28 protein-coding genes are annotated in these 25,273 nt (G+C 61.5%); 26 read left to right on the forward strand and 2 right to left on the reverse strand.

Annotation, left to right across the window (positions count from 1 at the left end):
- The 8 genes from RMP10_RS14695 to RMP10_RS14730 all read left to right on the forward strand — a co-directional run.
- Positions 1-134: transposase (locus tag RMP10_RS14695; protein WP_345785803.1), on the forward strand; the 134-nt coding region annotated here is incomplete at its 5' end.
- Positions 135-642: 508 nt separating this feature from the next.
- Positions 643-1,182 (forward strand): hypothetical protein, encoded by a 540-nt coding sequence (locus RMP10_RS14700; RefSeq protein WP_310570956.1) that lies wholly within the window; start codon positions 643-645, stop codon positions 1,180-1,182.
- A 171-nt stretch (positions 1,183-1,353) separates the two neighbouring features.
- Entirely contained in the window at positions 1,354-2,103 is a 750-nt protein-coding gene (locus RMP10_RS14705; protein WP_310570957.1) for a hypothetical protein, read from the forward strand.
- Between the two features lie 118 nt (positions 2,104-2,221).
- Positions 2,222-3,139, forward strand: coding sequence for a hypothetical protein (locus tag RMP10_RS14710; RefSeq protein WP_310570958.1), 918 nt, complete (start codon positions 2,222-2,224; stop codon positions 3,137-3,139).
- Positions 3,140-3,434: 295 nt separating this feature from the next.
- A complete protein-coding gene (locus RMP10_RS14715; protein WP_310570959.1) occupies positions 3,435-3,872 on the forward strand; it encodes a hypothetical protein in 438 nt (145 codons plus the stop codon).
- Positions 3,853-4,707, forward strand: coding sequence for a protein kinase (locus tag RMP10_RS14720; RefSeq protein ID WP_310570960.1), 855 nt, complete (start codon positions 3,853-3,855; stop codon positions 4,705-4,707). The genes RMP10_RS14715 and RMP10_RS14720 overlap by 20 nt, the downstream gene beginning before the upstream one ends.
- Positions 4,708-5,844, forward strand: a complete 1,137-nt coding sequence (locus tag RMP10_RS14725) for a hypothetical protein (protein WP_310570961.1) — start codon at positions 4,708-4,710, stop codon at positions 5,842-5,844.
- A 315-nt stretch (positions 5,845-6,159) separates the two neighbouring features.
- Complete coding sequence (locus tag RMP10_RS14730) at positions 6,160-6,594, forward strand: DUF6884 domain-containing protein (protein WP_310570962.1); 435 nt, start codon at positions 6,160-6,162, stop codon at positions 6,592-6,594.
- 782 nt (positions 6,595-7,376) lie between these two features.
- Here the strand turns inward: RMP10_RS14730 and RMP10_RS14735 are convergent.
- Positions 7,377-10,754, reverse strand: a complete 3,378-nt coding sequence (locus RMP10_RS14735) for a DNA methyltransferase (RefSeq protein ID WP_310570963.1) — start codon at positions 10,752-10,754, stop codon at positions 7,377-7,379.
- A gap of 383 nt (positions 10,755-11,137) precedes the next feature.
- Between RMP10_RS14735 and RMP10_RS14740 the strand changes: the two genes are divergently transcribed.
- From RMP10_RS14740 to RMP10_RS14755, 4 genes are all read left to right on the forward strand, one after another.
- Positions 11,138-11,497: a BrnA antitoxin family protein gene (locus tag RMP10_RS14740; RefSeq protein ID WP_310570964.1), complete on the forward strand. Its 360-nt coding sequence runs from the start codon at positions 11,138-11,140 to the stop codon at positions 11,495-11,497.
- Positions 11,498-11,551: 54 nt separating this feature from the next.
- Complete coding sequence (locus tag RMP10_RS14745; protein ID WP_310570965.1) at positions 11,552-11,710, forward strand: hypothetical protein; 159 nt, start codon at positions 11,552-11,554, stop codon at positions 11,708-11,710.
- Positions 11,691-12,053: a hypothetical protein gene (locus RMP10_RS14750; RefSeq protein WP_310570966.1), complete on the forward strand. Its 363-nt coding sequence runs from the start codon at positions 11,691-11,693 to the stop codon at positions 12,051-12,053. Before RMP10_RS14745 ends, RMP10_RS14750 begins: the two co-directional genes overlap by 20 nt.
- A 516-nt stretch (positions 12,054-12,569) precedes the next feature.
- Positions 12,570-13,031, forward strand: a complete 462-nt coding sequence (locus RMP10_RS14755; RefSeq protein ID WP_310570967.1) for a hypothetical protein — start codon at positions 12,570-12,572, stop codon at positions 13,029-13,031.
- Positions 13,032-13,145: 114 nt separating this feature from the next.
- On the opposite strand, the gene RMP10_RS14760 is transcribed toward RMP10_RS14755, so the two are convergent.
- Complete coding sequence (locus RMP10_RS14760) at positions 13,146-13,928, reverse strand: hypothetical protein (RefSeq protein ID WP_310570968.1); 783 nt, start codon at positions 13,926-13,928, stop codon at positions 13,146-13,148.
- Between the two features lie 546 nt (positions 13,929-14,474).
- On the opposite strand from RMP10_RS14760, the gene RMP10_RS14765 reads away from it, so the two are divergent.
- The 14 genes from RMP10_RS14765 to RMP10_RS14830 all read left to right on the forward strand — a co-directional run bounded on the left by RMP10_RS14765 (position 14,475) and on the right by RMP10_RS14830 (position 25,262).
- Positions 14,475-15,017: a hypothetical protein gene (locus RMP10_RS14765; RefSeq protein ID WP_310570969.1), complete on the forward strand. Its 543-nt coding sequence runs from the start codon at positions 14,475-14,477 to the stop codon at positions 15,015-15,017.
- A 373-nt stretch (positions 15,018-15,390) separates the two neighbouring features.
- Entirely contained in the window at positions 15,391-15,729 is a 339-nt protein-coding gene (locus tag RMP10_RS14770; RefSeq protein ID WP_310570970.1) for a BrnT family toxin, read from the forward strand.
- On the forward strand, positions 15,686-15,991 hold the full coding sequence (locus RMP10_RS14775; protein ID WP_310570971.1) for a BrnA antitoxin family protein: 306 nt from the start codon (positions 15,686-15,688) through the stop codon (positions 15,989-15,991). Before RMP10_RS14770 ends, RMP10_RS14775 begins: the two co-directional genes overlap by 44 nt.
- A 198-nt stretch (positions 15,992-16,189) precedes the next feature.
- The gene (locus RMP10_RS14780) at positions 16,190-17,212 is read left to right on the forward strand and encodes an alpha/beta hydrolase (RefSeq protein ID WP_310570972.1); all 1,023 of its coding nucleotides are present in this window, start codon (positions 16,190-16,192) and stop codon (positions 17,210-17,212) included.
- A gap of 1,122 nt (positions 17,213-18,334) precedes the next feature.
- Positions 18,335-19,288, forward strand: a complete 954-nt coding sequence (locus tag RMP10_RS14785) for a prolyl oligopeptidase family serine peptidase (protein ID WP_310570973.1) — start codon at positions 18,335-18,337, stop codon at positions 19,286-19,288.
- Between the two features lie 111 nt (positions 19,289-19,399).
- Positions 19,400-20,125 (forward strand): hypothetical protein, encoded by a 726-nt coding sequence (locus tag RMP10_RS14790; protein ID WP_310570974.1) that lies wholly within the window; start codon positions 19,400-19,402, stop codon positions 20,123-20,125.
- Entirely contained in the window at positions 20,122-20,496 is a 375-nt protein-coding gene (locus tag RMP10_RS14795; RefSeq protein ID WP_310570975.1) for a RidA family protein, read from the forward strand. Before RMP10_RS14790 ends, RMP10_RS14795 begins: the two co-directional genes overlap by 4 nt.
- A gap of 393 nt (positions 20,497-20,889) precedes the next feature.
- The gene (locus tag RMP10_RS14800; protein WP_310570976.1) at positions 20,890-21,306 is read left to right on the forward strand and encodes a hypothetical protein; all 417 of its coding nucleotides are present in this window, start codon (positions 20,890-20,892) and stop codon (positions 21,304-21,306) included.
- 182 nt (positions 21,307-21,488) lie between these two features.
- Positions 21,489-22,205 carry an HAD family hydrolase gene (locus tag RMP10_RS14805; protein WP_310570977.1) on the forward strand — a complete coding sequence of 239 codons (717 nt, stop codon included), beginning with the start codon at positions 21,489-21,491 and terminating at the stop codon, positions 22,203-22,205.
- A 394-nt stretch (positions 22,206-22,599) separates the two neighbouring features.
- On the forward strand, positions 22,600-23,166 hold the full coding sequence (locus RMP10_RS14810; RefSeq protein WP_309673556.1) for a DinB family protein: 567 nt from the start codon (positions 22,600-22,602) through the stop codon (positions 23,164-23,166).
- Between the two features lie 430 nt (positions 23,167-23,596).
- Positions 23,597-23,746, forward strand: coding sequence for a hypothetical protein (locus tag RMP10_RS14815; RefSeq protein ID WP_309673555.1), 150 nt, complete (start codon positions 23,597-23,599; stop codon positions 23,744-23,746).
- Between the two features lie 262 nt (positions 23,747-24,008).
- Positions 24,009-24,356 (forward strand): hypothetical protein, encoded by a 348-nt coding sequence (locus RMP10_RS14820; RefSeq protein WP_310570978.1) that lies wholly within the window; start codon positions 24,009-24,011, stop codon positions 24,354-24,356.
- 65 nt (positions 24,357-24,421) lie between these two features.
- Positions 24,422-24,787, forward strand: coding sequence for a metalloregulator ArsR/SmtB family transcription factor (locus RMP10_RS14825; protein WP_310570979.1), 366 nt, complete (start codon positions 24,422-24,424; stop codon positions 24,785-24,787).
- The gene (locus RMP10_RS14830; RefSeq protein WP_310570980.1) at positions 24,765-25,262 is read left to right on the forward strand and encodes an SRPBCC family protein; all 498 of its coding nucleotides are present in this window, start codon (positions 24,765-24,767) and stop codon (positions 25,260-25,262) included. Before RMP10_RS14825 ends, RMP10_RS14830 begins: the two co-directional genes overlap by 23 nt.
- The last annotated feature ends 11 nt before the right edge of the window (positions 25,263-25,273 follow it).

Genomic DNA, 25,273 nt, shown 5'->3' on the forward strand with positions numbered 1-25,273 from the left:
TCGCGAACGTGCGGTACAACAAACGCCTGGATCGCTTCACGCTGCGCGGCCGCACGAAGGTGAACGGCCAGTGGCTGCTCTTTTGCCTGGTGCACAACATCGAAAAGCTCACCCACGCGGGGTATGCCGCGTAAATCATGGAGCGGGAGGGCTGCGTGCGGTCGCGCATGACGCGCGTATCGCGCGAATCGCTTCGCAGTACCAGTTATCACTGCCGAATCAAATGACCGAGAACTGTTTTTGCGCGACTCGGGACCTTTATCGTCAGTGCGTTGAGGCTTTTTCTACAGCCACAACGTCCGCACGCCCTGTTCATCGTTCTCCACGGTGAATCGCTCTGCACTCGGCAGCACGCTGATCACCAACTCGGCTTTCGCCACATCGATGCCGACAAACATTTGCCCCTCCGACCGCTCAGGAAGCGGCGTCCGCGCCCGTCCTTGTGATAATTCGGGCTCGACACCTGGTCGGCCGACGCAACTGTTCGGGCTCTCACGACGGTCAATCAGGCACGCCGCTCCGGCTAACGCACGGTGTATCTCACCCAGGCAACAACGAGCTGGCGCCCTGATCAGAACTACTGCAGAATCATGAAAACGGTAGATACAAGGCAGAAATAGCAATCACTTGTGAGGACGAAGATTGAACGATGCGTGGATCGGACTACTCGGCGTGCTAGCAGGGGTCGTCATTAGCTCGCTCGCAGAGGCGAGTAAGTCGAAATACGCATTCCGGCGTGAGAAGGGATGGAGCTTGATCGATGAAGAAAGGCGCCGCCTCGAAATGATCTATGAAGCTGTCGAGGAAGTTAGAGAGGCGTACGATCGAAGCTTTCGGCCAATCTTCACCGGATTGGTTACAGGACGCCGACCGGGTGCCGGCGAAGATGGGCCAGCTGTGCCGTGGGCGCGCCTGCGGATGCTAGTGAATCTTTACCGTCCTTCTCTCCTGCCCCAGCTTCAACAGGTTGAGAAGGCTGGACCGGAATTTGGTGCAGCAATCGCTGAAGCAATCATGGATCACACGGGTGAACCGCAACGGGATGACTACCTCGTTTCCAAGATGACCGTCGCTTCTGACAAACTTGCAACCGCAGTAGTGCAGATGCGCGACGCGATCGTAGAGGAGTCTCGCGCATTGGACACGGCCGCAGCCAAGCTGATTGGTCCCACCCAAGCCTGACGGGGCGTTCTGCCTAACGAAATGTTGCTGCTGGCAGCGCGAGGCGGTGTGCGGCAGGCGGTCGCCGTGCTGGCGCACTTCGCCCGTCCGGCCGCATTATGTTGGATGCGCTGCAGTAGAACTGCTGAGGCGTTGGACGGCTGGCTACTACCCGCTCGTATAAGAATCTCAATGACCGAGAGTGAAACAACAAAGGTCTACCTTCAACTCCACGAAGCCGAGCTGCGTAGCCGCGATTCGCTGGGCAGCTCGCTCAGCCAGATAACGTCTACGATCACGATTCTCGGTGCGGGCGCGTTCTACCTTTTGACGAACTTTCCCGACGGCCTGGCCGAAGGAGCATTGCGAACCGCGCTGACCGTTGCGCTCGCGCTAGGAGTTGTCGCGCTTGTCGTGGCAGTGGGCTTCTCTATTGCCGGTCTTTGGAGCCGTGCGTACAGCCACGCTCCGAGCCTTGGGGGCATGCATGCTTGGCGCACCGAGAATCGGGCCTACCACGAAGCAGATCCGGGTGAGAAGCCGACGCTAGACGATCGCTTCTGGGATGGACTGGCGTCGGAACTCGCAGAAGCGGCAGACAAGAACCGGGAACAGAACCGTAAGCGCTCTGGGTACTCACATAGAGCGAAGATTGCAACGACGGTGTCGTTAGTTCTGTTGGGCATCTCGTCGGCGATTCAGCTATCGTCCGGCAGTACTAGAGGGCAGAGTTCGCAGTCAAACATCTACATCCTGAATGGTGGCCGAATGTCCGACACAGATTCGAAGCCCGACGCGCTCAAGCCGGAATCTCAGCAATCTGAGCAGAAGGCGACTCAAGCTCCAGTGAAGACGCCGTTCCCCAAGCACCAAGACATGCGTGAAGGGACCGTTAAGGCGGAGTCAGACAAGCGGCCGCTAATAACTGAGCGAAAGGAGTAGGGGGCAGTCCAACCCCGGTTGCTGCTGATACTGCGGCCGACGTGTGGTGATCAGGACAGCCCGAAGTTCGGCCGCAGCGCAGCAGAACGCAGTGCGCAATACTACTACTCCGAGGCAAATGACCTCCCTAGTTATCGAACTTCAGCGTGATGCGCTCAATCGCGCAGTCAAGACTTCAGATCTGCTTCGCAAGGCGCTGGTAGTCGCTCGAAAGCTTGGCGTAGCTGAGTTCGAGACGTGGATCAACCACGAACTCTTGGGATATCCCGAGCAATCAGTGGTTCCCGAGTATCGCGTTCTACGCGGCAAGGTCAAGGCGTGGAATCCGTACAACGGAATGTGGATTCCCATGGTTATGGAAGATACGGCGAGAGCGGAGGAACTCTCGAAGCGTGGTTCCATGCAGGGCGTTGCAGAGTTGGAAGCGCTGGTTGGTAACCCGGACAAGTCTGGGTCGCTTCAGATGCCATTCTCGAAGGCCGTGACGGCATCGCTGATGCGAAACGCGAATGTACCGTTGGAACCTACGCTGATTATCTCGACCGTGAGCATAGTTGGCATCCTTGACACTGTACGGAACAGCGTGCTCGACTGGTCGATGAAGCTAGAAGCGGACGGAATCCTCGGCGAGGGGATGACGTTCAGCGCTGCCGAGCGCGAACGTGCCATAAGCACGATCAACAACACGACCCACTTTCACGCGAGCGTGTCGAACTCGCAGATTCAGCAGTTCACCGAAACTTCCAGTCAATCACAGACCGTCAGCATAGATCTCAATTTGCTGGCTGAGCTGCTGAAGAAAGTCCGGACGTCGATTGCGACCCTTGATTTGCCACCGGAGGACCTAGCTGAGGCTGAAGTTGAGCTTAAGACGCTTGAACTTCAGGCGGCATCGCCGAAACCGAAGTTCGGTGTCGTAAGAGAATCGCTGAAGTCGTTGCGCACGATCGTCGAGGGAGCCACTGGTAGTCTAGTCGCTTCGGGTATGGCGGCCGAGATTGCGAAGCTACTCGGTACTGGAGCAGCTGCGTTCTGACGATGCTTGCTGCAGGCCGACGTAGCGGTAGCGCGCTACGGGCGCGTATGATTTGATCGCCAGCTGCAGACGCTGGCGTTGGGCGGCAACACCATCTGACGATCGCAGGTCGTACTGTGGCCCGCTGATTTACCGCCCACGGGCAAGGGTCCAACCGTCGGTCCCAATTTCCTGACCCTTTTTCTTCGACGCGCCGATCTTTGTGCGGGCGCCTTCTTGCTCGACACGAATCAGTTAGGCAGCTTCGTAGCGGGGTAGGCTGAACTTCCAACCTGTCGAAGGCGAGGTACCGCAGGTGACTGGCAGCGAGCGCGATCTTGTCGACAAGTTCGCATATGTCTTAGCCTCTGATTCTAGCCCTTGGGGGCCGGTGCGTTTCACCCGGGAGTTCGACTACCGACGCGGGCGTACTGACGTGGTCGCTCTCGACGATTCCGGCGAGGTAATCGCAGTGGAGGCAAAGCTGACTCGTTGGCGCGATGCGCTCCAGCAGGCCTATCGCAATCGGTGCTTCGCGCACTCCTCGTATGTACTGCTTCCCAAGCCTGTTGCACTGCGTGCGATTCGCTACGCGATTGATTTTGAGGCTCGGGGCGTCGGCGTGTGCTACTTTGAAGGTGATGAACTTTCGATAGTCCTTCACGCGGTTCGCGCCGAACCACTGCAGCCGTGGCTATGCCAAGTCGCTGAGGAGTGGATTACTGGAGAGATGCGTGACAGCAAATCTTCTTGAGGCGGTGGCCGCTGCCTATTGCGCACACAACGGATTGACGCTCCATACATCGATTGGAACAGGCGCCTTTAAGGAAACGTTTGGCGCGACGCTCTCCGATGGACGTCAGGCCGCGCTCAAGGTTTACAAGCCCGGCTTCAACGTTCAGCGAGTCATTCGCGAGGTAGAAGCTCTAACCCGGTGCAAGCATGCCGGTATCGCGGAACTCTTCGCGATCGAAGCGTTCGATGTTTCGGGCATTTCGTACGTGGTATCGACGGAAGAGTTGCTATCGGGAGGTACCCTAAGCCAAAAGCTTGCGATTGGATTACTGCCGTCACGCGAAGTGCTGGTGATCGGAGCAGCACTCATCGACGCTATGAGCACGATTGCTGGTAACCGTCTCGTACACCGTGACCTGAAGCCAGATAACATCATGTTTCGCGGCGATGGCGTCTCGCCTGTGGTGGTGGATTTCGGCCTCGTGCGTGATCTTGCTGCCGAATCAATTACACAGACTTGGCAAATGCAGGGTCCGGGAACGCCGCTCTTCGCTCCAGCTGAGCAGCTTCGGAATGATAAGGCGATGATCGACTGGCGCGCAGACCAATTTTCGCTTGGTGTGCTTCTTGCCTACTCCGCATTCGGGTTTCATCCCTACGATCATGGTGGAGATCACCCGGAAGCCATCGTCGAGCGCGTAGCGGTTCGGGGAAATCTGGGCTCGCAGTTCATTCACGCCGCAGAGGGAGCGAATCTGGGCTGTCTAATCTCGATGGTACAACCATGGCCCATCAGTCGATTCCGCACGCCGGCCGCGTTGTCAGAGCATTGGAATAAACAACAGGAAAACTGAATGTCGGCGTTCCATCAGATGGGCCACGATTCAGAGAATCTCTTACGCGAACCGGAACTCTCTTCCTTCCGGGGCGCGATTCTCAGTCCGGTCAACTACAACGAAGCAAAGGTAGCTTCTCAGGTGGCGAAGCTTCGAGAATCACCGGGGATGGAGTCGTGGTTTGATCCGCAGCTGTACGTGCCAACTTCCGCTCGTGGAAAGCTGCGAAGCTGGTCATACTTCCCGACCGACGTCGATACCGCTGACCAGTCCTCTGAAGGATGGTGGGTCGCAATTGTGAACGCATTGGCGGATTGCTGCGTGCGACTCAACGTCACTGCCGTGTGTTCACCTGCAGTTCTTTCTCGGCAGTACTCTGATGAGTACTTCGGAACGATCGTTGGCGCCGGACAGCAGTTGGTGAAGCGTCTCGCCGGAACAGGAATGAGACCCGTCCAAACGGCCGTAGTCGGCATGAATGATCTTGCCGTTGAGCACCGACTAATGTCGATCGCGTCGATCCTTTCACGCACCGAAGTACCTGATATCTACCTAGTACTGATCGGAACGACGGAGCCGCGTCGCGAGCTCACCGACGTCGAGGAGATCAAAGGATCAATGAAGCTTATCCAGCTCCTTAGTGGAGCTGGCTACCAAGTGACGGTTGGGTACGCATCTTCCGATATGCTGCTCTGGAAGCATGCAGGCGCGACGAATTGTGCTACGGGAAAGTTTTTCAACCTGCGCCGTTTCTCAAGAAGTCGTTTCGATGAGCCAAGTTCTGGGGGCGGTCAGTTGCCCTACTGGTTCGAAGAGAAGCTGCTGGCCTTCCTGCGTGAAGGTGATCTCGTTCGAGTGCAGCGAGCCGGCTTGCTAAGCGAGTCTACCACGCGGAACCCATTTGCAACGCGAATCCTCTCACAGATGGCAGCCGCACCTGGCAATGCTTGGCTTGGAGCAAGCTGGCGAGAATACCTCTGGTGGTTCGCTGAGGCTGAAGCTCGAGTGTCTGCGGCCGGGGCTGCCATTGTTCCAGAAATGCTTTCTAGCGCAGAAGCTGCATGGCAACAAATCGAAACGTCCATCTTGATGGAAGAGCGTGCGAACGACGGCAACTGGATTCGTCAGTGGCGTCGTGCGTGTCTAGAGCTCTAACCCATCGACAACCAGGTCCTGCAGCGGGGTTACAGGCGCCGCTCCGTCGAAGAAGGCGAGGGCTCGCGCGTGTTTAAACATCCGAAAGGCAGGTGGCGCTTTGTCCGGGGACATCGCTAACAGTCCTTAAACTGGCGGGCAATGAGTGGTGAGGAGACGCCTGCCGAAAGGATTCGACAACGTAGGCAGTGGCGACGCCGAGACGACTCTGCTGTCGTCTCCAGTGCGACCCAGAGGACCGTCTGCCAGGACTGTGTCGATGTGCAGACGGCAGAGTGGGACGACACTCCGGTTCACGTTGACTCTGAGGTTGCAATGCGTATCGCGCTCGTCTCGTGCGTAAAGGCAAAACTCTCCGTCCCGGCACCGGCGCGTGAGCTTTACACGTCACCGCTTTTCCGCGGCCTTCGGCGATATGCGATGGACCAAGCCGATGCGTGGTTCATCCTGTCGGCTGAGTATGGACTACTGCATCCGGACCAAGTCGTGGCGCCATACGAGCGCACGCTGATCGGGATGCCGAGTATCGATCGCCGTCGCTGGGAGGAGCGTGTGCTTGCTCAACTGCTGCCGGCGCTTCCCTCGGCAGCGGAAGTCCTCATCCTTGCCGGAAAGCCTTATCGAGATTACCTCGAGCCCGTGCTTCGCGAACACGGATGTCTTGTGTCGATTCCGATGGAAGGCCTCGCCATCGGAAAGCAGCTTCAATTCCTGAAACGATGCCAAGACAGCATAGCCAATGCACAGTGACCTCGATCGGTTCTACGCCATTCTGGCGGGGATCGCCACCCAGCCGCTGCAAGGGCACCGCCTGTGTGATTTGACCGGAAGGTCTGGCTTGCCGAAGCGTGGTGTCTACTTTTTTCTCGAGCAGGGTGAAGAGCGCGTAACTCCCAGCGGCGTTCCGCGGGTCGTTCGCGTAGGCACGCATGCTGTCAGCGCGGGTTCGAGGTCGAGGCTCTGGGGGCGACTGCGTACGCACCGTGGAAGTCTCTCGGGCCGCGGCAATCACCGAGGTTCGATCTTTCGGCTTCACGTTGGTGCCGCACTGTTGGAACGCGAGCAGCGCCAGCACGCGTCTTGGGGGATCGGCTCCTCCGCACCTGGAGAGATACGCGTGCACGAGGCTGACCTTGAACATCAGGTGTCCGCCCACATCGGCGGTATGTCGGTACTCTGGGTCGCTGTGCCGGATGAGCCGAGCGCGACCAGCGCTCGCGCGGTCATCGAGCGCAACAGCATTGCGCTGCTATCGAACAACCTCTGTCCTGCTGATCCTCCAAGTCGAGCATGGTTAGGTTCGGCCAGTCCGCGCGAGTCCATCAGGCTGAGCGGGCTGTGGAACCTGAATCATGTCGTGGAGCGACACGATCCTCGGTTTCTTGACACGTTGGAGTTGCATGCAGCAAAGGCTTCTTTAACCCGATAGACGCAGGACATTCGGAGGGCCAGAGGCCGCGGTCCTGCTCAACGCGTCCCTCTCGGACAGCTCGCCAACCGCAGGAGCAGTGGACCGGTACTTCGACGTCAGTTCAGTACGTTCCGACCGCCGCAAATCGCCCAGTTTCCACCTCACGAACCTCTCCGAGGATCGCCAGCGTTTCGAGATGTCGTGCGACGAGCTCGCGCTGCGCCCCGCGGAAGTGTGGTAGGACGCTGTCCACGGTGAGCGTGCGCGAGGAGACAAGTCGCTTGAGCGCCGCGATCTGCTCGATGGCATGTGTTGGCCACGGCGTGGGCTCGGCGACGGCAGCGATCGCCGTCGTGGTCGCTTCTAGCGCGAGTTCTGCGGCAGGCGATGCAGAGGTAGACTCCGGTGCCTGGAATTCCGGGCGGAGCCAGCGAACGATTCCTTGAGCCTCTTCGGCAACACGAACATCATGTAGTGCGACTAGTCGCTCGAGGATTGCCTCTGCGGTCATCGGCCATGGCCAGCCATATGCCTCAGCCACGAGCGTGTCGAGCTCGTCGTGAAGGTCGCGCAGAATGCCGCAGGCAGACAGTTCGTGGACGGTGCGTTCCTTCGGGGTCAGCGCCTCGCCCGCCCGAAGCTTCTCGACGACATTGTACACACCGGTCATCGTCACGCGCTCGTCACGTGCGATGGCGGCGGCTCGGTGCGCATCAAGGGACTCCGCGAGGATCGAGATGCGGTTGCCGAGGGCGGGGGAGGGCGCGGGGAACGGGAAGGAGTCGAAGCAAACGCGTTTGTTGTAGCGAGGTTTGTCCTCGAGAGCTCCTCCGGCGGCGAGCAGCCAGCACGAGTGAGCTGTTGAGGATAGTACCCCCATCACCAAACTGCTGTCCGTCGTGATACAAACGAGAGCATTGTCTGGAGCGACGCTCGAATCCAGAAACACGAAGAACCGATGCTTTGCGGTCTCTGGTGTTGCGATATATCGTCGCAGTCCGACAAGTGCCGTCCGGAGCCCGCTGTTCGGCTCACCGAAGCGCCACCAATATTTTACGCGCTGGGCGCGCGCATTCGCTTCGCGACCAGGTTTTACTCGGCTGCGGACAATGTCGAATAGGACTGGCCAATTTCTCGCTTCGTGTTCGGAAAGCATGCCGAAGTCAATGACGTAGACATCGCGAGGACGTGAGGTGAGGTCTAGGCCGTTTCTGAAGGGACGAAGCCGACTAGCCAGCGTGGAGTCACTCGAGAGCAGTATCGACGCCTCCTGCTTAGTGAGGACAAACCCAGCGCCAAAAATCATGAATCCACGCGTTGCCAGCCCAGCGTTCGACTGGAGCGGAACTCCAGAGGCCGTCGCGACGTCCGCGTGAATGGTGAGATCATCGTTTAGCTGGGGCACTGTCAATTCGCTGACGATCCTGGGTGCTTCGGCTCCCGTGATATAGCGAGTGTACTCCACAGTCACGAGCCGAGAAGCGGGTGGGTCCTTTTCAAGCACGGACATGGTTACGCGCACTTCAGCGCCGTCAACTGCGTCACACCAGGCGTGATTCGCGATCGCCCATACAACCCGAGCACCGCGCTCTCGGGCTTGAGCGATGACCTTTCGGTTTTGCGACTGGGTGATCGACTGGGTCGTGATCAGACCCGCACGCAGCGTTCTGCCGGCGAGCACCGCTCCAGCCGCGCGATCCCACCAGTACATCACGAAGTCCGCGCTATCCGGCACATCCGGATATGCCGCCCGCAAGGCATCCACATACCCATCGCCAAACGCGTCGCGCTGTCTCGCTTGCCCCAAATACGGTGGATTCCCCACAATGAAATCCGCCTCCGGCCACTCCGCCGCGCGCGCGCCCACGTACTCCATGTACTTGAGTTTCGCCGACGGATCCGGCACCAGCTGCCCCGTCACCGGATGCACGATTCGCGGCGTCGGGTCCGGCCGGTCCTTCTCGGGTACATGACGAAAACTGTCCCATGTGAGCACGGCGTCGCGATGCTCCAGCGTGCCGGTGTCGCGCAACAGTGGTTCATCAGGCTGCACGTCGCCGTGCTGCTGGCGCCAGAACTGATGAAACCCGATCCATAGCGTGAGCTCCGCGATCTCGCGTGCCCATGCCTTCACCTCGATGCCGAAGAACTGCCCGGGATCGATCTCGGCCATGCGCACGCTCATCTGCCCGCCATGCAAGTCGGACAGCAGGTGAAACACTTCCACTTCCACGCGCTTGAGCGCATGCATGGTCACGTACAGGAAGTTGCCGCTGCCGCAGGCGGGATCGAGAATGCGCAACCCGCGCAGCCATGCGTGAAACTCCAGGAGCCGAGTCTCGGCGCGCTTCTTGTCGGCCGCCTTGCCGGTCTCGCGCAGCTGCATGACCTCGGCCTGCACCGCGCCCCAGCGCTCGCGCACGGGTTCTTCTACCGTGGGACGCACGAGTCGCTCAATGAAATCGCGCGGCGTGTACTCGGCCCCTAAGCGATGTCGCTCTTCTGCCGAGAGGGCACGCACCAGCAACGTGCCGAAGATGGACGGTTCGACGGCGCTCCAATCGGCTTCGGCGGCGCGACGCAGCAATTCGAGCTCTGCCCGCTCCAGCGGCAACGCTTCGGCGTTGGCGAAGAAGTGTCCGTTGAAGCGCAGCAGGCGGTGATAGCCGAACATCGCGCCGGCGTCCATGGCTTGCCACAACCCCTGCGCCGCCGCCACGAACGCATCAGGACCCGACGGCAGCACCGCGTCGAGCAGGCGCTTGAACGACGCATCGGGCAGCAGCTTCACGTCTTCGGCGAACATCGAGAACACGCAGCGGATCAGGAATCGCGCGACGCGCTCGGGATCATGGCCTCGCTGTTCAAGCGTCGATGCCAACTCGCCCAGCAGACCCGCGATCTCCACGGTGATCGCCTGCGCGTGACGTCGCGGGTCGCGCACCGCCGGGTCGGTCCAGATGTCACGCAACAGCGCGACGGTGTCCGGATTCCGGTCCAGGGTGCGCAGGTCGATGCGCGTGCCGAGGTGGAAGCCGCCGTAGGAACCCGACCAGCGGTCCCAGACGATCAGCGACTTGCCCACGTCGAGCACCAGAATGTACGGCGGCCGCTCGTTCAGATCCTTGGCGTAGTTGGACACCTGTCCGAACGCCTTGGTAAGCAGCTTGGTGGTCGTGGCGCCGTCGTCCGAGTCCTTGGCCTCGAGCGCGAAACAGCCGGCCTTGTACAGGTCGATGTAGTTCGTGGCGATCGTGCCGTCGCGCGTGGTCGTCTTGATCGCGAACTCGAACTGATACGCCTGCGCGTCGGCGATGCGGTCACCGGTCGCGGCGGGGCGGGGACGCGTGACGCCGATGGCCTCGCACAGCTCGATGAGGTAGAGCTGGTAGTTGGCGCGTTCGGCGGCCCCTGCGTGTTCCCAGCGTTCGGCCAGCTCCCGGAGGCGGCGACTGGTATCGGGGGCAAGGGCAGCGGGGGGAAGGGGCAGACTGGTCATTGCCATGAATCTCAGTGGCGGTGCGGGGGCGGGCAATGGTGCGCAATGCCTTCTTGTTCGGGGCTGCGTGGGCCGGGAGCATGACGACTCGGTGACGGTTGGATGCTACTACGAACGTTATGAGGACTCGTCTTTGCTGACCAAAGCGGTCCCGGTTGTCGCGCTGGAAACCTTGCCGGCGTCCTGTGGAGACAGCCCGTCTTCAGGGAGCCGTGACGAGCGTGCGGTCTTGCCACGGTGTATATACGATTGTAGTTTGATCGTGACCTTCGAATGAGATCACGCGAAGAGCGAGCAGAACCTGGCGGAGCGTTGGTTCGACTTCGCGGTGGTCCGTCGCGTGATCAGCGCACGACTGAGCAACCGGAGGGAGCGTCGCCGCTATGCCGAAAGCCTCGAAGCCATCAGCCCCGAAGACGACCGCGCGTAAGCGCACGGCGTCCACGCTCGCGCCCATGCAGGGGCGTGCCGACCTGGCTCGGCTACGTCGCACGAGCGACGCGGAGATCGCGCGTACGGCGCCGGCCGAGCTGCGCGACATCCCCGATGATTTCTGGAAGGGTGCTCGCGTCGTGACCCCGGTATCGAAGGAAGCAATTTCGATTCGTCTTGACCACGATGTGATCGCGTGGTTCCGTTCTAGCGGGCCGCGTTACCAGTCGCGCATTAATGCGGTGCTGCGCAGCTATGTGGAACAGGTAGAAGCGACGAGTCGCACCGCGAGATCGAAGCGGGCGCCGTAGCCGTTTCTTTGACCGCAGCGCCCTGCATACGTGTGACAATCGCGGAGTCGTGACGTGGAACTTCCGGATAAGCTCGATGAGCGTCGGCTGGTGAGGGTCACCGACACGTTGCCGCTTACCCATCACGTCAGCGATCAAGAGCAGCTCAACCGTCATCTCGCGCGCGCAACGTTGGCACCGATTGTCGACGAGTATGAGCAAGTGGTCGCGTAACGAGTCGGTCCGATTGTTCTTCGGTGTCGGCGGCGAACTCCCCCGGCTTGTCGCGGTTGGTACGTTCGACGGTGCCGAAGGCGTGGAAATAGACTTGCACCCCTTTCAACTTCTGCGCGGCTATGACGAATTACGAAAATCGTTCGTAGCGCGCCTCGACGGCTACTTGCGGGACACTATTGAGTTGGAGGTATTCATCGTCGCGGCATCCGCCGAGCGACGAGAGCAACTCATGGCAAGCGTCGCCACATTGCGCCTGGTCGCGCTGCCAAACAGGAGTACCTCGCATTTCCGGCGCCCACGAAGAGTGGAGAGATTGCTGAGTCAGCCCGACACTTTGTAACCCTTCCACGGATCGGTCGAGATGCACCGGAACCCTGACGAGAGCTTTGAATCAAGCTTTCTGCACGACAACCGAGCCATCACGCCGGGGCACTCGGTGCTCACGGTGGTCAGCGGCTCATCCAAGGTCGGCGGTCACGCGTCGATGCTGTTACTCCGAGAATGTGCCAATCCGTGGAGCGGTCGTGCAACGATCCGCCGGCGGGCGTGTTGTCGCTTCATCACACGCGCCATCGCACTGGACGCTCGCCGATCCGGGCGGCAACCGGGTGTGCCTATGTGCTTGGCCTGATGGTTCGATCGAGGCGACCGACGACGAGGCGGTCGTCTGAATGCCAAGGCGTGCCGCGCTGCCTTCATGCGCGTGGCGCCTAGTCAAAGGGTCGAACGCGTCCTAGTATCATGGTCGACACTGCCCCCATACCGCCGCGTGCGGTTGCGGCTGCGGTGTCAGGACCTGCGCCGTCTATCTTGGGGTTCGAGCGCTTGGCTCGGTCATGGAGGATCTATGTTGGGGATGATACAGCGGTCTGCCGTTCTCGCCGCATTGCTCGGTAGCGCAGCATTGGCGGTGGGCTGCTCCACGCCTACCGCGAGTACCGACTACGATTTTGCTCGCGTTGCCGGCGTCATTCTCCCACATGCCAGTTTCGCCTCGCGCGTTCTGGTCGCCCCGGATTCAGTGCGCGCTGGAGTGCCCTTTACCGTGACGGTGAGTTCGTTTGGCTCGACGACGTGCACGCGTGCCGACGGTGCGACGCTCATCGTCGCCGGCGTACTCGCGACGATCGCAGTGTGGGACCGCGAGCAAGTCGGAGGTGCCTGCACGGACGATTTGCGTCAGTTCCCGCGTGACGTCTCGGTGCAACTGCTCACTGCGGGTCGAGCCACGATTCGCGTGCAAGGCCGAGCCTATCCTGCCGGGGCGAGTGGGCGGGATTCGCTGGTAGTGGTCGAGAAGGACATCGTGGTCAGGTAGGTGGGCGGCGCCGGATCGGCTCGCACTCGGCGCCATCCCTCCTCCGTCGTCAGGAAGCGGGACATCTAGCCAACGTTGGCGTAACTGAACCGTATTGCGGCTAGCTCTGCGACCTCAGTGCGCCGCGAATCGGTTGAGCGAGAGCACCACCACGGCATGCCTTCCGCTATCGGGGTCACGGACAATCCCCGCGACGTAGTCTTGCCCGACCTCGTACACGGTGAGGGCGGCGGACATCATGACTGTGGCGACGTGGACGCCGTCTGGACTGAACACGATCCACGGCGTGTTGTCCTTCCCTGCGGCAGGGTAGCGCCGCACCCACAAGTGCTCATCCGTGTCCACGATAAAGGCGTCATATGCTGGACGCGTAGACGGTGGAGTATCGAACTCCCAAATACGCCGTGTTTCTTTCTGCATCGTCGCATCTTGGCCGAGCGAGTCGATGCGTTTCGCCCGCGCCAAATCGGCCGCCGTTACGCGCAGGTCACTTTCCGGCAGTCGGCGAGTTCCCGCTGGTGTGCCATCGAGTGCGTACACCTCCACCACGCCGCTATCGGCCGCACCAACGTACACGTGGCGCCGTCCGATCCCGAGCTGTGGCGTCCGACCCAGCAACGCACGGCCGGCGCCAGTACCGAAACCCACGGACTCCGGGCCGTCCACATCAGGCAACGCCACGCGGCGATCACCTGCCGCCGACGTGATCCAGACGGAGAGTGGCGTGCGCCGCCGACCGCGCACCGTAGGATCAAAACGATTCCACTCATGATGCACGAAAAGGCCTTCGGCGTTGCAGGCACTCCGAAATGCTTCGGTACCACCCGCGAACGCGCTCGTGGACATCGCTCGCGTGATCGTGCCATCGAGCGAGTGCACGGTGACGCGGCGTGTCACAATATCTTCGACGAACAAGGAGTCCCCGCACCGAAGCGCTTGTCTGATGAATTCAAACTCCCCGGGACCCAATCCCTGTCGACCTACGGCACGCTGAACGCGTCCGTCCGACGAAAACAGTCGCAAAGAGTGAAGGCCTTGGTCGGTTACGAGCAGTCCGCCGTCGGGCCGCCGCGTGACGTGTACCGCGTTGCCGAGTACCACCTCGCCGTCGGGATCGTCATCAGTGATCTCGAGTAGCGGGGTCGTGTCGATCGTCCAGAAAGGGACTTCCGCCAACGCCGACGAACGCTCAAGGCACGCCGACCCAATCAGTGGCGCTGCCCAAACACCTGTCAGGAAGCGGCGTGCTCGAGTACGCATTTAGACTCACGATCAGCGGGGAAACTGCGCAGCCGTTTGACAGTATCTGTTTTCAACCCCTTACTCTCCGGCTTCCCGGGAACAAGCATTCGATTGGGGTCGGTCGAGTGTCCGTCGAATATACAGCGCGATCGCCGACCACCCGAAGGCCTATTTGCGTCTTCCATTTGGAGCGACTGTCCGATGTTCCTTCGCCGCATCCACCTCGCGTGCGCCGCCTTCCTGACACTGACCACCTCGTGCGGCGACGCCGTGGTCGAGCCGGGACCGCCGGACACTGCCGCGCTCTTCCAGTCGGATTCGGCGACCTACACGTTCGTCACGAGCGCGCTGGCTACTCAAGGGCGGATTTCAACAACGCTCACAAACCGCAGTGGCCGCGCGATGTACTTCGTGAATTGCAATGGAGGGACCAGCCTCTCCATCCAGCGTCTCGATGGCGCCCAGTGGACTCATTTCTGGTCACCCGTGCAACTCCTCTGCCTGAGCCCACCCATCATTGTGCAGAACGGGAGCACGCAGGCGTTTGACATCCGCGTCTTCGCGGGCAACGCCGGTAGCAACGTGTTCCCGAAGTTCGAGCGCCCCCTCGTCACGGGGGTGTATCGCGTGATGTGGAATGCGGCATACTTCAACGATCCGGATCGCCAGAACGGACGGCCGTCGAGCGATCTCGTCCCTGAGTTACTTCGGGTATCGAACAGCTTCGTGATTCGAGCGCCTTGATCTGCCGTTCGCTCTGAAATCCACTGACGGATCGCTTCGGAGTCTGCCGCAGTCACCTTGCTTGGTCACCGATACTGCTTCGCCCCGATCTCGTGGTCGCGTTCCTCGCTGTGAGCGCCGTCGCCTGCCAGAACGCCTCCGCCTCCGCCCCTCAAGCGCTAGCGAATCTGGAGGGATCGCTCCCCAAGAAGTCCGCGTACCTCTCGGGCACCGTGATCGAGCGTGGCAACCGTCTGGGTCAGGCCCCCTCCGTGCTCGTGACGACGAACCGGCGAAACCCGCTGGCCGACCCGTGTACTGCGCGAGCATCGCGCTTGCCGGCGTGCGGGCCCGCTGAGTTGACCAGCGTATATGGTTCGCATATACTCCACCTGTGACCGACGCGATCGACGCGCTGCTGGTCAGCGCCACCGGATTCGACTGGGATGCGGGCAACGCCCCCAAGGTGCGGGCCCGCCATCAGGTCGATCCTGGCGAGTGCGAGCAGGCCTTCTTTCTAGAGCCGTTCATCGTCGCGGCGGACGCGACGCACTCGCAGCGTGAAGTCCGATGGTACGCCTTAGGCCGGACCTTCGCGGACCGGTATTTGTATCTCGTGTTTACGATGCGTGGGACGCGTATTCGCGTTCTCAGCGCTCGCTCTATGAACCGTAAGGAGCGCCGTGCCTATGCCCAAGCCCAAGCGCGCACTGAAACCGATTCCGATCTTTAAGTCGGAAGCCGCCGAGCGCGAATTCTGGGAGACCGCCGACTCCGCCGACTACGTGGACTGGTCAGCCGCGCGCGCCGTGCGATTTCCGCAGTTGCGTCCGTCGACGACCGCGATCTCGGTGCGGTTGCCCGATACGCTGCTGGCAGAGCTCAAGATTCTCGCCAACGAGCGCGACGTCCCGTATCAGAGTTTGCTCAAAGTCTATCTCGCCGACCGCATCGCCACGGAGCGGCGGCAACATCGGCGCAGACTCGAAGCCTAACCGTCGCGTTGCTCTTAACAGGTCCGGCAAGGTAGCGGCCGGTTCGCTACGCTCACTGGCCGCGTCTTTATTGCAGGGCCCAGCAAGAGAATGCGAGCGTTAGCGAGCAAAACGTGTCCTAGCCGAGCAACCAAAAAATGTTCGCGGCTGTCAATGGGTTGTCCGTCGTCCCCACACCCGTCCTCAGCACATCGGCTCATGCTTGTATTCTCTTGGTGCAGACTCCGCCAATGGGTCGCATTTCTCATCCTCCTCTTCGCGCCGCTCAACATGGTCGCGGCCCAGCGGCGGCCCGGACCCACCACGCCCGCTCCCTTAAGAACGCTGGAGGCGGAGCGTGAGTGGTACCTCGCGGCCGATGACAGTAGCGCCTTCCTGCATATTCACGAGGTGGGCGCCGGTGCGCCGGTCATTGTGCTCCATGGTGGACCCGGTGCCGGGTATCGCTACATGCTGGGGATCGTGCGCGGACTCGAGCGCGACTTCCGCTTCGTGTTCTACGACCAGCGCGGCGCGGGGCTCTCGGTGGCGGCGCGGCGGAACATCACGATGCCGCTGAATGTGCAGGACCTTGAAACCATTAGGAAGGCGTACGGGCTGGAGCGTCTCACGCTCGTCTCCCATTCAGCGGGGACATATCTGGCGATGGAGTACCTTCGTACACATCCCAACCGCGTCGGCAAGCTCGTGCTCGTCGGCGCGACCGATCCACTCAACGGAAAGAAGGAGTACTACTCCGACGAGGAACTCGCACGATACGCGAAACTCCCGGAACTCGTGGCGCAGTTCAGCTCGCGGCCGGCGGTACAGGCGGAGATTCGACGCGCACGGTTGGATCGCGATTCACTTACAGCGCATCAGCGGTTCGACCTCTGGCGCCTCCGTCAGTCGGCTGGTTCGCTCTATCGCATTGAGCGGTGGCGCGACAACCCGTTCATAATGATCCGCGCTGACGCTGCGCAGGGCGCCCGTGACAGTATGAATTATGTTTACAACTGGGGACCGCTGCTCGCAGCACACCCGCACGCGGTCACCGTGATCAACGGAAGGTACGACTACCAGGTAGGCGTTGAGGCAAGCCCTGTCTGGCGGCGCGTCGTCGCGCAAGACGCGCCTCACGTGAAGCTGTTGGTGCTCGATGAGGCGAGCCACAACGTCTGGCTCGATCAGCCTGTGGAGTTCCGCCGTGCGATGCGTGACGCGCTGACGCGACCTCGCTAAGGTTTCGGAATGTCTCGTGATCGTAGCCTTCGCTGCGTCACAGAATTCGTGAACGAGGCGCTCAAGCCAACGCGGCGGTCTGTGACATCGCGGAAAGTTCGCGTCCACGTGGGCGGCTTCGCTCCAGCGTTAGCCAGCGACAGCGCCAATTACTTGGTCATGAAGCGACGAGTACGCGACTCCGGTTCGCTACTTTGAGGTGAGGCGTTGGGGTTTCGCGGCACTCCTCGTCCCCGCGCTCGCCTAGCCGCAGATCATTGAATCCCGGCGCAAGAACACTACGCGGGTCCGGATTGCGCCGCAGGCGCGGTGAGGGAGGTGGCTACGTCTATTTCGGGTCCGCGACAGTCTGCATGCACTCGCATTCGTGCGCCCTGGCTAAACCGCGTTGCTGCTGACATTGCGACCGGCAGGCGGAGAGCAGGAGATCATATTGTGCGGTCGTAATGCAGCAGAACGCGTTTTCGTTAGCGAGCGCTTCGACGGAACAATATTAGCCCTGATCCGATAGACTCCGATGCACACCGGTCTGCGATCGCCGGACGCTCGTCAGGCAATGAGAGGGATGGATCCAGTGCGGTCTACAAGCGGCTGGCGTTGCACGCGTCGTGGCGCGACTCGTGTTGCCCCCGAGCTCCTCGTCCTCCTCGGTGCGTGCGGAAGCGAAAGCCTGACGTGCACTCTGCTCCCGAGCATGACGGGCCTGACCTTCAGCACACGCCTCCTCTTCCCCGGACTCGTGACCCCCTGTCCCACTCTTCGAGTGACTACGGCGTTCAGCACGCGCGAGACCCCAGCGACCCGAGAGGTGAAGTACACGGACTCCTATCCAAACGGGCCGTCCTGCGGCACGCGCACCACGAGTGCGACCGTGACGGCGGCGATTTCCGGTTGAGCGTCTCGGCGACGACAGCCTGGCGCGTCGCCACCGACCGGATCGCGCGGCGCAGTGCCCTGGGTGCTCGCTGACCTTACGTTGCTGCGGGCCAACGTCGGAATTCCGTGTGGCGAGCGCGGGGCGTTCGCGATAGCGTCAAGGGTCGGTGCGAACGCCCCGCTTGCATCGTTGAGCGTTTGCCGCAGAACGCGAGCCTTCGGCCGCACTCCCCACACAGGATCGACATGACGTTTTCCCGGCTGGTGTGGATCGGTGGCATCGGGCTTGTCTCCAGCTTCGAGTTGTGTGCACAAGCGGTAGCACCCATGAATCCCGGAAGGCATCGTGTCGAGATTCTCAGCTCGGCGGATGGCAGCATGCAACCGTCCTACATCACGGTGCCGGAGCCTCGTTCCGCTCCGGAGCGGGCACCGCTCGTCGTGGTGCTGCACACGTGGAGCTTCGACTTGGACCAGCGGCAACCCGAACTGGAGGCCGAGGCTGCGGCTCGAGGATGGCTGCTCTTGGCGCCAAACTTTCGGGGTCGAAACGACCATCCCGAGGCGTGCGGGTCGCCGCTCGCACAGCAGGATATCCTCGACGCAGTCGCTTGGGTTCGCCGTCGCTATCCCGTCGATGACCGGCGGATTTATGTGCTTGGCCTGTCTGGCGGCGGATTCATGACCATGTTGATGGCGGCGCGGCGCCCGGAGCTGTGGGCCGCCGCCAGCGCGTGGGTTGGTATCAGCGATCTTGGCGATTGGTATTCCGCGCACCGCGAAGACAACTTCGGGCGAATGATCCGCTCGTGCTTCGGTGGCACACCCGATGGAAATCGCACCATCGCAAATGAGATGGCTGCTCGGTCGCCGCTTCGCTACATCAGCCCACAGTTGAAGGTGCCGCTCGATCTGGCAGCTGGGCGATCCGACACGGTCGTCTCGATTCGGCACTCGCTGCGGGCGATGCAGGCCCTTGCTCCTGACGCTGTTCGTGACGACGAGATTGCGCTGCTCTTGGGTTCAGGACCAGGTCTCACGCGACCGGCACCCAGCGACACCGCGGCCGACCCACTGCTTGGTCGCCGCATCTTCCTGCGCCGGCAGGCGAGGAGCTCGCGCATCACGATCTTTGACGGCGGTCACGAGTGGATAGCGCGCGCCGCCGTGGCCTGGCTGGCACAACACCAGAAGCCGTAACGGCGTGCCACGTGCTACCTCGAACCGCGCAGCTCGATTCGATCTCATTCGGTCGCCTGTAAGACATCATCTTCAGCGCAGTTGGAGGCAAGGCCGCGTGCGTGCGACACCGTGAAGGTCCCCTTCTCTTGGCGATACCTGCTCGCCTTTTTTTGCCTCGGTACGCTGCTTGGTATCGGACACGAGTTCGCGCATCATTTTGCGGGGTTCCTGATTTGCGGAGAGTGGGGCTACAAGACCTTTAACTCGTTCGTGCTCGCGCCGGGGTGTGAAACGCTCCATCCGCAGACGGCATGGCTTGCCACGCTCGCGGGGCCTGTACTCTTCAACTACATCCCCATGTGGTACGGCCTGACAAAGGTGCGCGGCTCGGACGCCGGTCAGCAGCTGTTCGGCTTTTCCGTCATCCTCGCGGCGGTGCCGCTGTTGCGCATCGTGCCCAACTTGTGGTGGGCCAACGATGAGTCCTGGATCGTGACGCAGCTGTTCGGACAATCCACTGCAGCCTTCTGGCTCATGAATGCGGCGATCTGGCTTGCCACGCTCCCACCGCTGATTGCCGCTTGGCGAGCGGTGAGAAATCGGTGGCGCGTACTCGTGTTCTTCGTATTTCTCGTGGTAGTCCCCGGTGTGGTGGCCCTGCTCTTCGGGATGGTGCTGGAGCCGCTTATCGTGCACAAGCGCGTGCTCGCTGGTGCGTTTGTTGGCATCCCGTATCTCGTGTGGCTGGCCGAGGGACTGGCAACGTTTGGGTACTGGAAGCTGAAGCCGGCACTTCGTGCCTCGTTGCTGCGCGGCGATTCAAACCACTTCAACGCATCGGAGCGTCAGGCATGAATAGACGTGCCATCAATCCTACGAAGACCGGCTGGGCTCACGGCCACGAGGTATCGAATCCGTCGCGCATGCTTTTCATTAGTGGTCAAGTACCGGCCGCCAGCGACGGTTCCGTTCCCGAAGATTTCAAAGCACAATGCCGGCTAGCGTGGGCCAATGTTGAACGTCAGCTTCTGGCAGCGGATATGACGTTGAACAACCTTGTCAAGATGACGATCTTCCTGTCCGAGCGACGGTACATCCAAGAGGCGTACGAAGTACGAGCGGAGGTACTTGGCAAGAATGAAGTACCTCCTGCGATGACAATCATCATCACGGGCATCTACGACGAAGCGTGGATGCTGGAGATTGAAGCAATCGCCGCGTCGTAGGCGGAACACTGAACAACCGTGGAGATGGGTAGCAGAGTCATCGCATTCATGACGATCCATCCCTCCTCGCCTGGGGAGTGCACTGCAATTCCGCCCGAACGCCACGTCCCGAATGAACAGGCCCGCCGTTTGTCCGGTGACGAAGCGCAGCCAGCCTAACGGCGGTGCCGTCCGTGCACATCGATGTGTGGTTCAATGAAGACGGCCAGCTGCGTGTTTTTTCGTCGTTTGACCCGCTCGGAGCCGGCGTCCCGACCGCCGTGGCCGTGCAGGGGGATAGCCGGATCCGTCGATAGGTCTACATTAACGTCACGTTCTTCACGGACACCGAGACGGCACTGCTTGAATTTTCGAACGCCGAGTTGGAGAGTCAGGATTTCACATGGAGGAGTAATGCTTCAGTCCCGAACGTTTGTGTGCGCGTCGTTTCTGCTGGCCGCTTCCGTGCCGACATTGCTGTGCGCGCAGGCCACACTGCCCGAGGTGCCGCGACCCACTGTCGACAATGCGTTGACGTTGGTCATCCCGTCGTCAGTGCGTCGTTATTCGCTGGTGATATCTCCCCGCGCCTTCGGGATAGGCTCGTTGCGCAGCTGGTTGCAGGACTCGTCGCGGACAAATCAGGCGGTACCAACGGTGCTGCGCTTGGATTCGCTCACGCCGTCGGTCCTCGAATGTCCAATGCCAGTCGCCCGGATGGCACCGGAGCGTGTCCCGCGAATGCCCGGTGCGCAGGTCGATTCCATCAGCGCGGCCCCGAACGTGGCTGCCTGGCGTGGCTGTATGAATCCGCTTGATCGCCGTCCGTGACGGGCTCACACGACAGCTACCCAGCGGAGAGTGAGCAACGCACGCGTCATCTACCGTTGGCGGCGTGACGATACTCGCGGGATGCTCAACCATGTAGCGGTCGGCAACGGCCTTTCTGAGATACCTCGGTCAACCAAAGAGCGCGTTGCAGCGCTACTCGTCCACAGATCGGGTGTACGGCAGTGAATCTTGCAGTATTCGACGTCGACGGCACGCTCCTCAGCAATCTGGCCGGGGAAGATGCGTGCTATGAGCACGCGTTACGAGAGGAGCTGAGTCTTGCGACGCTCGACACCGATTGGGCGAGCTACCTGCACGTGTCTGACGATGGAATCGCGACCGAGGCGTATTGGCGCGCGTTCGCGCGCTCGCCGACCACGGCCGAACGCCAGGCCACCATCGAGCGGTTCGTCGCGCTACTGCAGATCGCCAACCAGACGTCCGCCCCGATCGCCCCAATGCGCGGTGCCGTTGAGCTGCTCGACACGCTACGGGCGCGTGGTTGGGCTGTGGCGTTGGCGACCGGCGCGTGGCGACGCGCGGCTGAGTACAAACTGTCGGCGGCCGGAATGCGCATCGTCGGTCTTCCGCTTGCGACGTCGGAGGACGGGCCTGCCCGCGTGGCAATCGTGCAACGTGCGATGGAGCGGGCGCAGGCCGTATTTGGGGTTCATGCGTTTGACCGCGTGATCGCAGTCGGTGACGGCGTGTGGGACGTCGATACTGCGCGCACGTTGCAGCTGTCCTTCGTCGGTGTCGGCGTTGGGCCGTCGGTCGATCGCTTGCGCGCCGAGGGTGCATCGCACATCATCGCGGACTTCACGGATCTCGAGGGCACGCTTCGAGTGTTTGACGTCGCGACAGTTCCAGGCAGGGTGAACGGAAGTGATGATACGTGACACGCAGTCCGGTGACACTGATGACAGTCATCGTAAGTGACGGCGCGCCGGCGCGCCTTATGCGGCCGGAGCTCGTTGTTGCTGTCAACCACGGCAGTGATTACCCGCTGATGCGTACGAGCATCTGGCGCCGAGGTTGCTCTGCCGTGCACCGTTCGATGTGCGATCCGCCGCGGGTGTGGCGATCGCAGCACGTTCGCTGTAGCCTTGAGTGGCGGCGCGCACCCCCCACTCGCGGTGGCGCGAGCGTCTACCGCAGCAGGCAGCATTGCGCCTACACCGGAACCCGCAATGCTTATTGTCGTTTGGGCTCTTCGCGCTCCGGCAGCACGGATTCTGCAAGCGTTTTCATAGAATTCAGCATGCCTTCCTCTACCCTCCAACTCCCCGACCAATGCCGCGCTCGCTCGCCTCACTGACGTTCGCTGTGCTGGTGCTCGCCGCGCCCGCCTTTGCTTCCGTGGCCACGGCCGATGCGCAAGCGGCGCCCGTTGTGGCCGATCTCATGAAAGACGTTGACGGCGTACAGCAAAAGCTGGTCGCGCTGGCGAAGGCGATGCCCGAGGACAAGTATGCCTGGCGTCCGACGACGGCGCGTTCCGTGGGCGAGGTATTCTTGCATGTCGCATCGGACAACTACTTGATTCCGGCGATGTTTGGCAGCACGCCACCGGCCGCGACGGGCATCAATGCGAAGGACTTCAAGACCGTCGACGCGTACGAGAAGCGTAAACTCACGCGCGCCCAGATTGCGGCGGAGCTGGAGGCCAGCTTCGTGCACCTCAAGGCCAGCATGAAATCCACGACGGCGGCGAAAGCAACGATGTCGATGGATTTCTTCGGACAGAAGATGACACAGCAAACGGCGTGGATTGGCACGACGACACATTTGCACGAACACCTCGGTCAGGCCATTGCGTACGCCCGGATGAACGGCGTGACACCGCCGTGGAGTAAGTAGCGATCTTGCCCTCGTGGCGGTCGGCATGTTCCACAGCGTCCTCGGCTATCGCCACTTTGGGATTAACATTCTGGACCCTGCGGAAGCCAGCGACTTCTTGCTTGCGCCGTTTCGGGATCCCATGGTGATGATCGTGACTGTCCTTCCCGCCGTCCTAGCGTGGGCGTGTCTGCGATTCATCGAACGGTATTCGACGCGCGCGCGGGAGAGGCGTCATGCCGAGAGACGGAACGCTTGATGGCGGCACTCCTCTGCTCGTCTTGCTCGGCAGGCGAGGGGTGGTATTCTTCGTGGTATCGGTTGCAACGGCACTCCCCGAGAAGGCCCCTTGTCTGGGCGCGGCGTTGTAAGGCAAGCGAGTAAGGGCAATCTTTCCGAGAGCGCGACGTTGCGATCCGATCTGCTCCACATCCCCTGACTTAACGACCACGTGGCAAAGAAGCCGAACTACGAGTTTGAGAAGCGAAAGAAGGAACAGGAACGCCAGCAGAAGAAGACGGCGAAGCTCCAGCAACGCGAGGACGCGGCGCGGCAGCGCGCTGAGGATCTTGCCAACGGCGTGGTACCGGCCGAGGAGTAGGGGAATCCGCCGTTCTTCCTCTCTGATCCTGTCGGTCGCGCTGTTGGCGTGTACCGAGCGGACGCCGGCGCCCGTCGACACGGCGGCGCGCCTGACGCCCGACGCAACACCCGCAGCGCCAGCTTCGGACTCCAGCGCCGTCCTCGCGCTGGACGGTGAGGGCCTCCGCGTTTTCCTGCAGCCCTCAGGTTCGGCTCGCCTCATCGCATTCGGCGACGCACGCTCGGCGGTCGTAGCGACGGTAAGCCGTCTGCGCGGCGGAATGCAGCCAGAGGTCGCCGAGAATCTCGAGTGCCGGGCTACCGTGGCGACGTGGCCCGCCAGCGGTCTGCAACTCTGGTTCACATCAGATGCTGCGGCGCGTTTCATTGGGTGGTCCCTTGGCGGCCGCGCACCTACCGATTCCTCCGCACCCACGCTTACCACGCCGAGTGGGATCGGGCTCGGCTCGACGCGCGCGGCGCTGGACAGCGTGTATGTCGCCCGCGTCGCACGATCCTCACTCGGCATCGAGTTCAGTGCCGGCGGCGTCGCGGGCATACTCGCCTCGGCACGAGCGGACGCTCCGATCCAGAACCTGTGGGCCGGTCAGGTCTGTCTCGCCCGATAAACCAGGAGTTGTCGGCTTCCAGGTGACCCTTGCACAGAACCGCCTTCGCTTCTATACTGAACCACATGGTTCAGTATTCACAAGCGACCTACGACGTCACGTTCGGCGCCCTCTCCGATGCCACCCGGCGCGGCGTGCTGGAGCAACTCGGGCGGGCCGACGCGTCGATCACGACGCTGGCCGAGCGGTTCGACATGACCCTCACGGGCATGAAGAAGCATGTCGACGTGCTGGAACAGGCAGGGCTCGTGGCCACCGAGAAGGTCGGACGCGTTCGCGTCTGCCGGCTTGGGCGTCGCGGTCTGCAGGACGAGGCCGAGTGGATCGAACGCTACCGGCAGTTGTGGAGTGCGCGCTTCGACGCGTTGGACGACGTGGTCGAAACCTTGAAACGACAGGAGAGAGCCGATGGACAAGAGCACCGGAAGTAGCGTCGCACCCGTGAAGAGCGAGACGACGGTAGAACGGACATCCGACCGCGACGTCGTCGTCACCCGCACCGTGAACGGTCCGGCTCGTCTCGTGTTCAAGGCATTCACCGAGGCCGATCTGTTCCGACAGTGGTGGGTGCCACGCTCGTACGGGCTCAATCTGCTGTCATGCGAGATGGACGTGCGCGTGGGCGGTGAGTACCGTTTGGTCTTCCAACACGAAGAGTCGACCATGGCGTTCTTCGGCACGTACGTCGAAGTGACACCGCACTCGCGTCTCGTGTGGACGAACGAGGAAAGCGATGGCGGCGTGACCGTGACCACGGTGACGTTCAGTGAAGTCGACGGTCGGACGGTCGTGGTCGTGCACGATCTCTACCCGTCGAAGGAAGCGCTTGACGCCTCCTCCGGATCGTCTGGTGCGATGCCTGAGGCGTTCGACCAACTCGACGAACTGCTCGCCAGCCTGGGATAAACCACCACACC

The organism is Gemmatimonas sp., from assembly GCF_031426495.1.
GTDB lineage: Bacteria > Gemmatimonadota > Gemmatimonadetes > Gemmatimonadales > Gemmatimonadaceae > Gemmatimonas.

Bases quoted from the DNA above. Each gene is read 5' to 3' on its own strand.
- RMP10_RS14755 (WP_310570967.1), top strand. From the start codon at position 12,570: ATGATACAGCGGTCTGCCGTTCTCGCCGCATTGCTCGGTAGCGCAGCA.
- RMP10_RS14780 (WP_310570972.1), top strand. From the start codon at position 16,190: ATGCTTGTATTCTCTTGGTGCAGACTCCGCCAATGGGTCGCATTTCTC.
- RMP10_RS14740 (WP_310570964.1), top strand. From the start codon at position 11,138: ATGCCGAAAGCCTCGAAGCCATCAGCCCCGAAGACGACCGCGCGTAAG.
- RMP10_RS14795 (WP_310570975.1), top strand. From the start codon at position 20,122: ATGAATAGACGTGCCATCAATCCTACGAAGACCGGCTGGGCTCACGGC.
- RMP10_RS14785 (WP_310570973.1), top strand. From the start codon at position 18,335: ATGACGTTTTCCCGGCTGGTGTGGATCGGTGGCATCGGGCTTGTCTCC.
- RMP10_RS14710 (WP_310570958.1), top strand. From the start codon at position 2,222: ATGACCTCCCTAGTTATCGAACTTCAGCGTGATGCGCTCAATCGCGCA.
- RMP10_RS14705 (WP_310570957.1), top strand. From the start codon at position 1,354: ATGACCGAGAGTGAAACAACAAAGGTCTACCTTCAACTCCACGAAGCC.
- RMP10_RS14775 (WP_310570971.1), top strand. From the start codon at position 15,686: ATGCCCAAGCCCAAGCGCGCACTGAAACCGATTCCGATCTTTAAGTCG.
- RMP10_RS14800 (WP_310570976.1), top strand. From the start codon at position 20,890: ATGCTTCAGTCCCGAACGTTTGTGTGCGCGTCGTTTCTGCTGGCCGCT.
- RMP10_RS14830 (WP_310570980.1), top strand. From the start codon at position 24,765: ATGGACAAGAGCACCGGAAGTAGCGTCGCACCCGTGAAGAGCGAGACG.
- RMP10_RS14735 (WP_310570963.1), bottom strand. From the start codon at position 10,754: ATGACCAGTCTGCCCCTTCCCCCCGCTGCCCTTGCCCCCGATACCAGT.
- RMP10_RS14730 (WP_310570962.1), top strand. From the start codon at position 6,160: ATGCGTATCGCGCTCGTCTCGTGCGTAAAGGCAAAACTCTCCGTCCCG.
- RMP10_RS14725 (WP_310570961.1), top strand. From the start codon at position 4,708: ATGTCGGCGTTCCATCAGATGGGCCACGATTCAGAGAATCTCTTACGC.
- RMP10_RS14765 (WP_310570969.1), top strand. From the start codon at position 14,475: ATGTTCCTTCGCCGCATCCACCTCGCGTGCGCCGCCTTCCTGACACTG.
- RMP10_RS14825 (WP_310570979.1), top strand. From the start codon at position 24,422: ATGGTTCAGTATTCACAAGCGACCTACGACGTCACGTTCGGCGCCCTC.
- RMP10_RS14810 (WP_309673556.1), top strand. From the start codon at position 22,600: ATGCCGCGCTCGCTCGCCTCACTGACGTTCGCTGTGCTGGTGCTCGCC.
- RMP10_RS14750 (WP_310570966.1), top strand. From the start codon at position 11,691: ATGAGCAAGTGGTCGCGTAACGAGTCGGTCCGATTGTTCTTCGGTGTC.
- RMP10_RS14820 (WP_310570978.1), top strand. From the start codon at position 24,009: ATGCAGCCAGAGGTCGCCGAGAATCTCGAGTGCCGGGCTACCGTGGCG.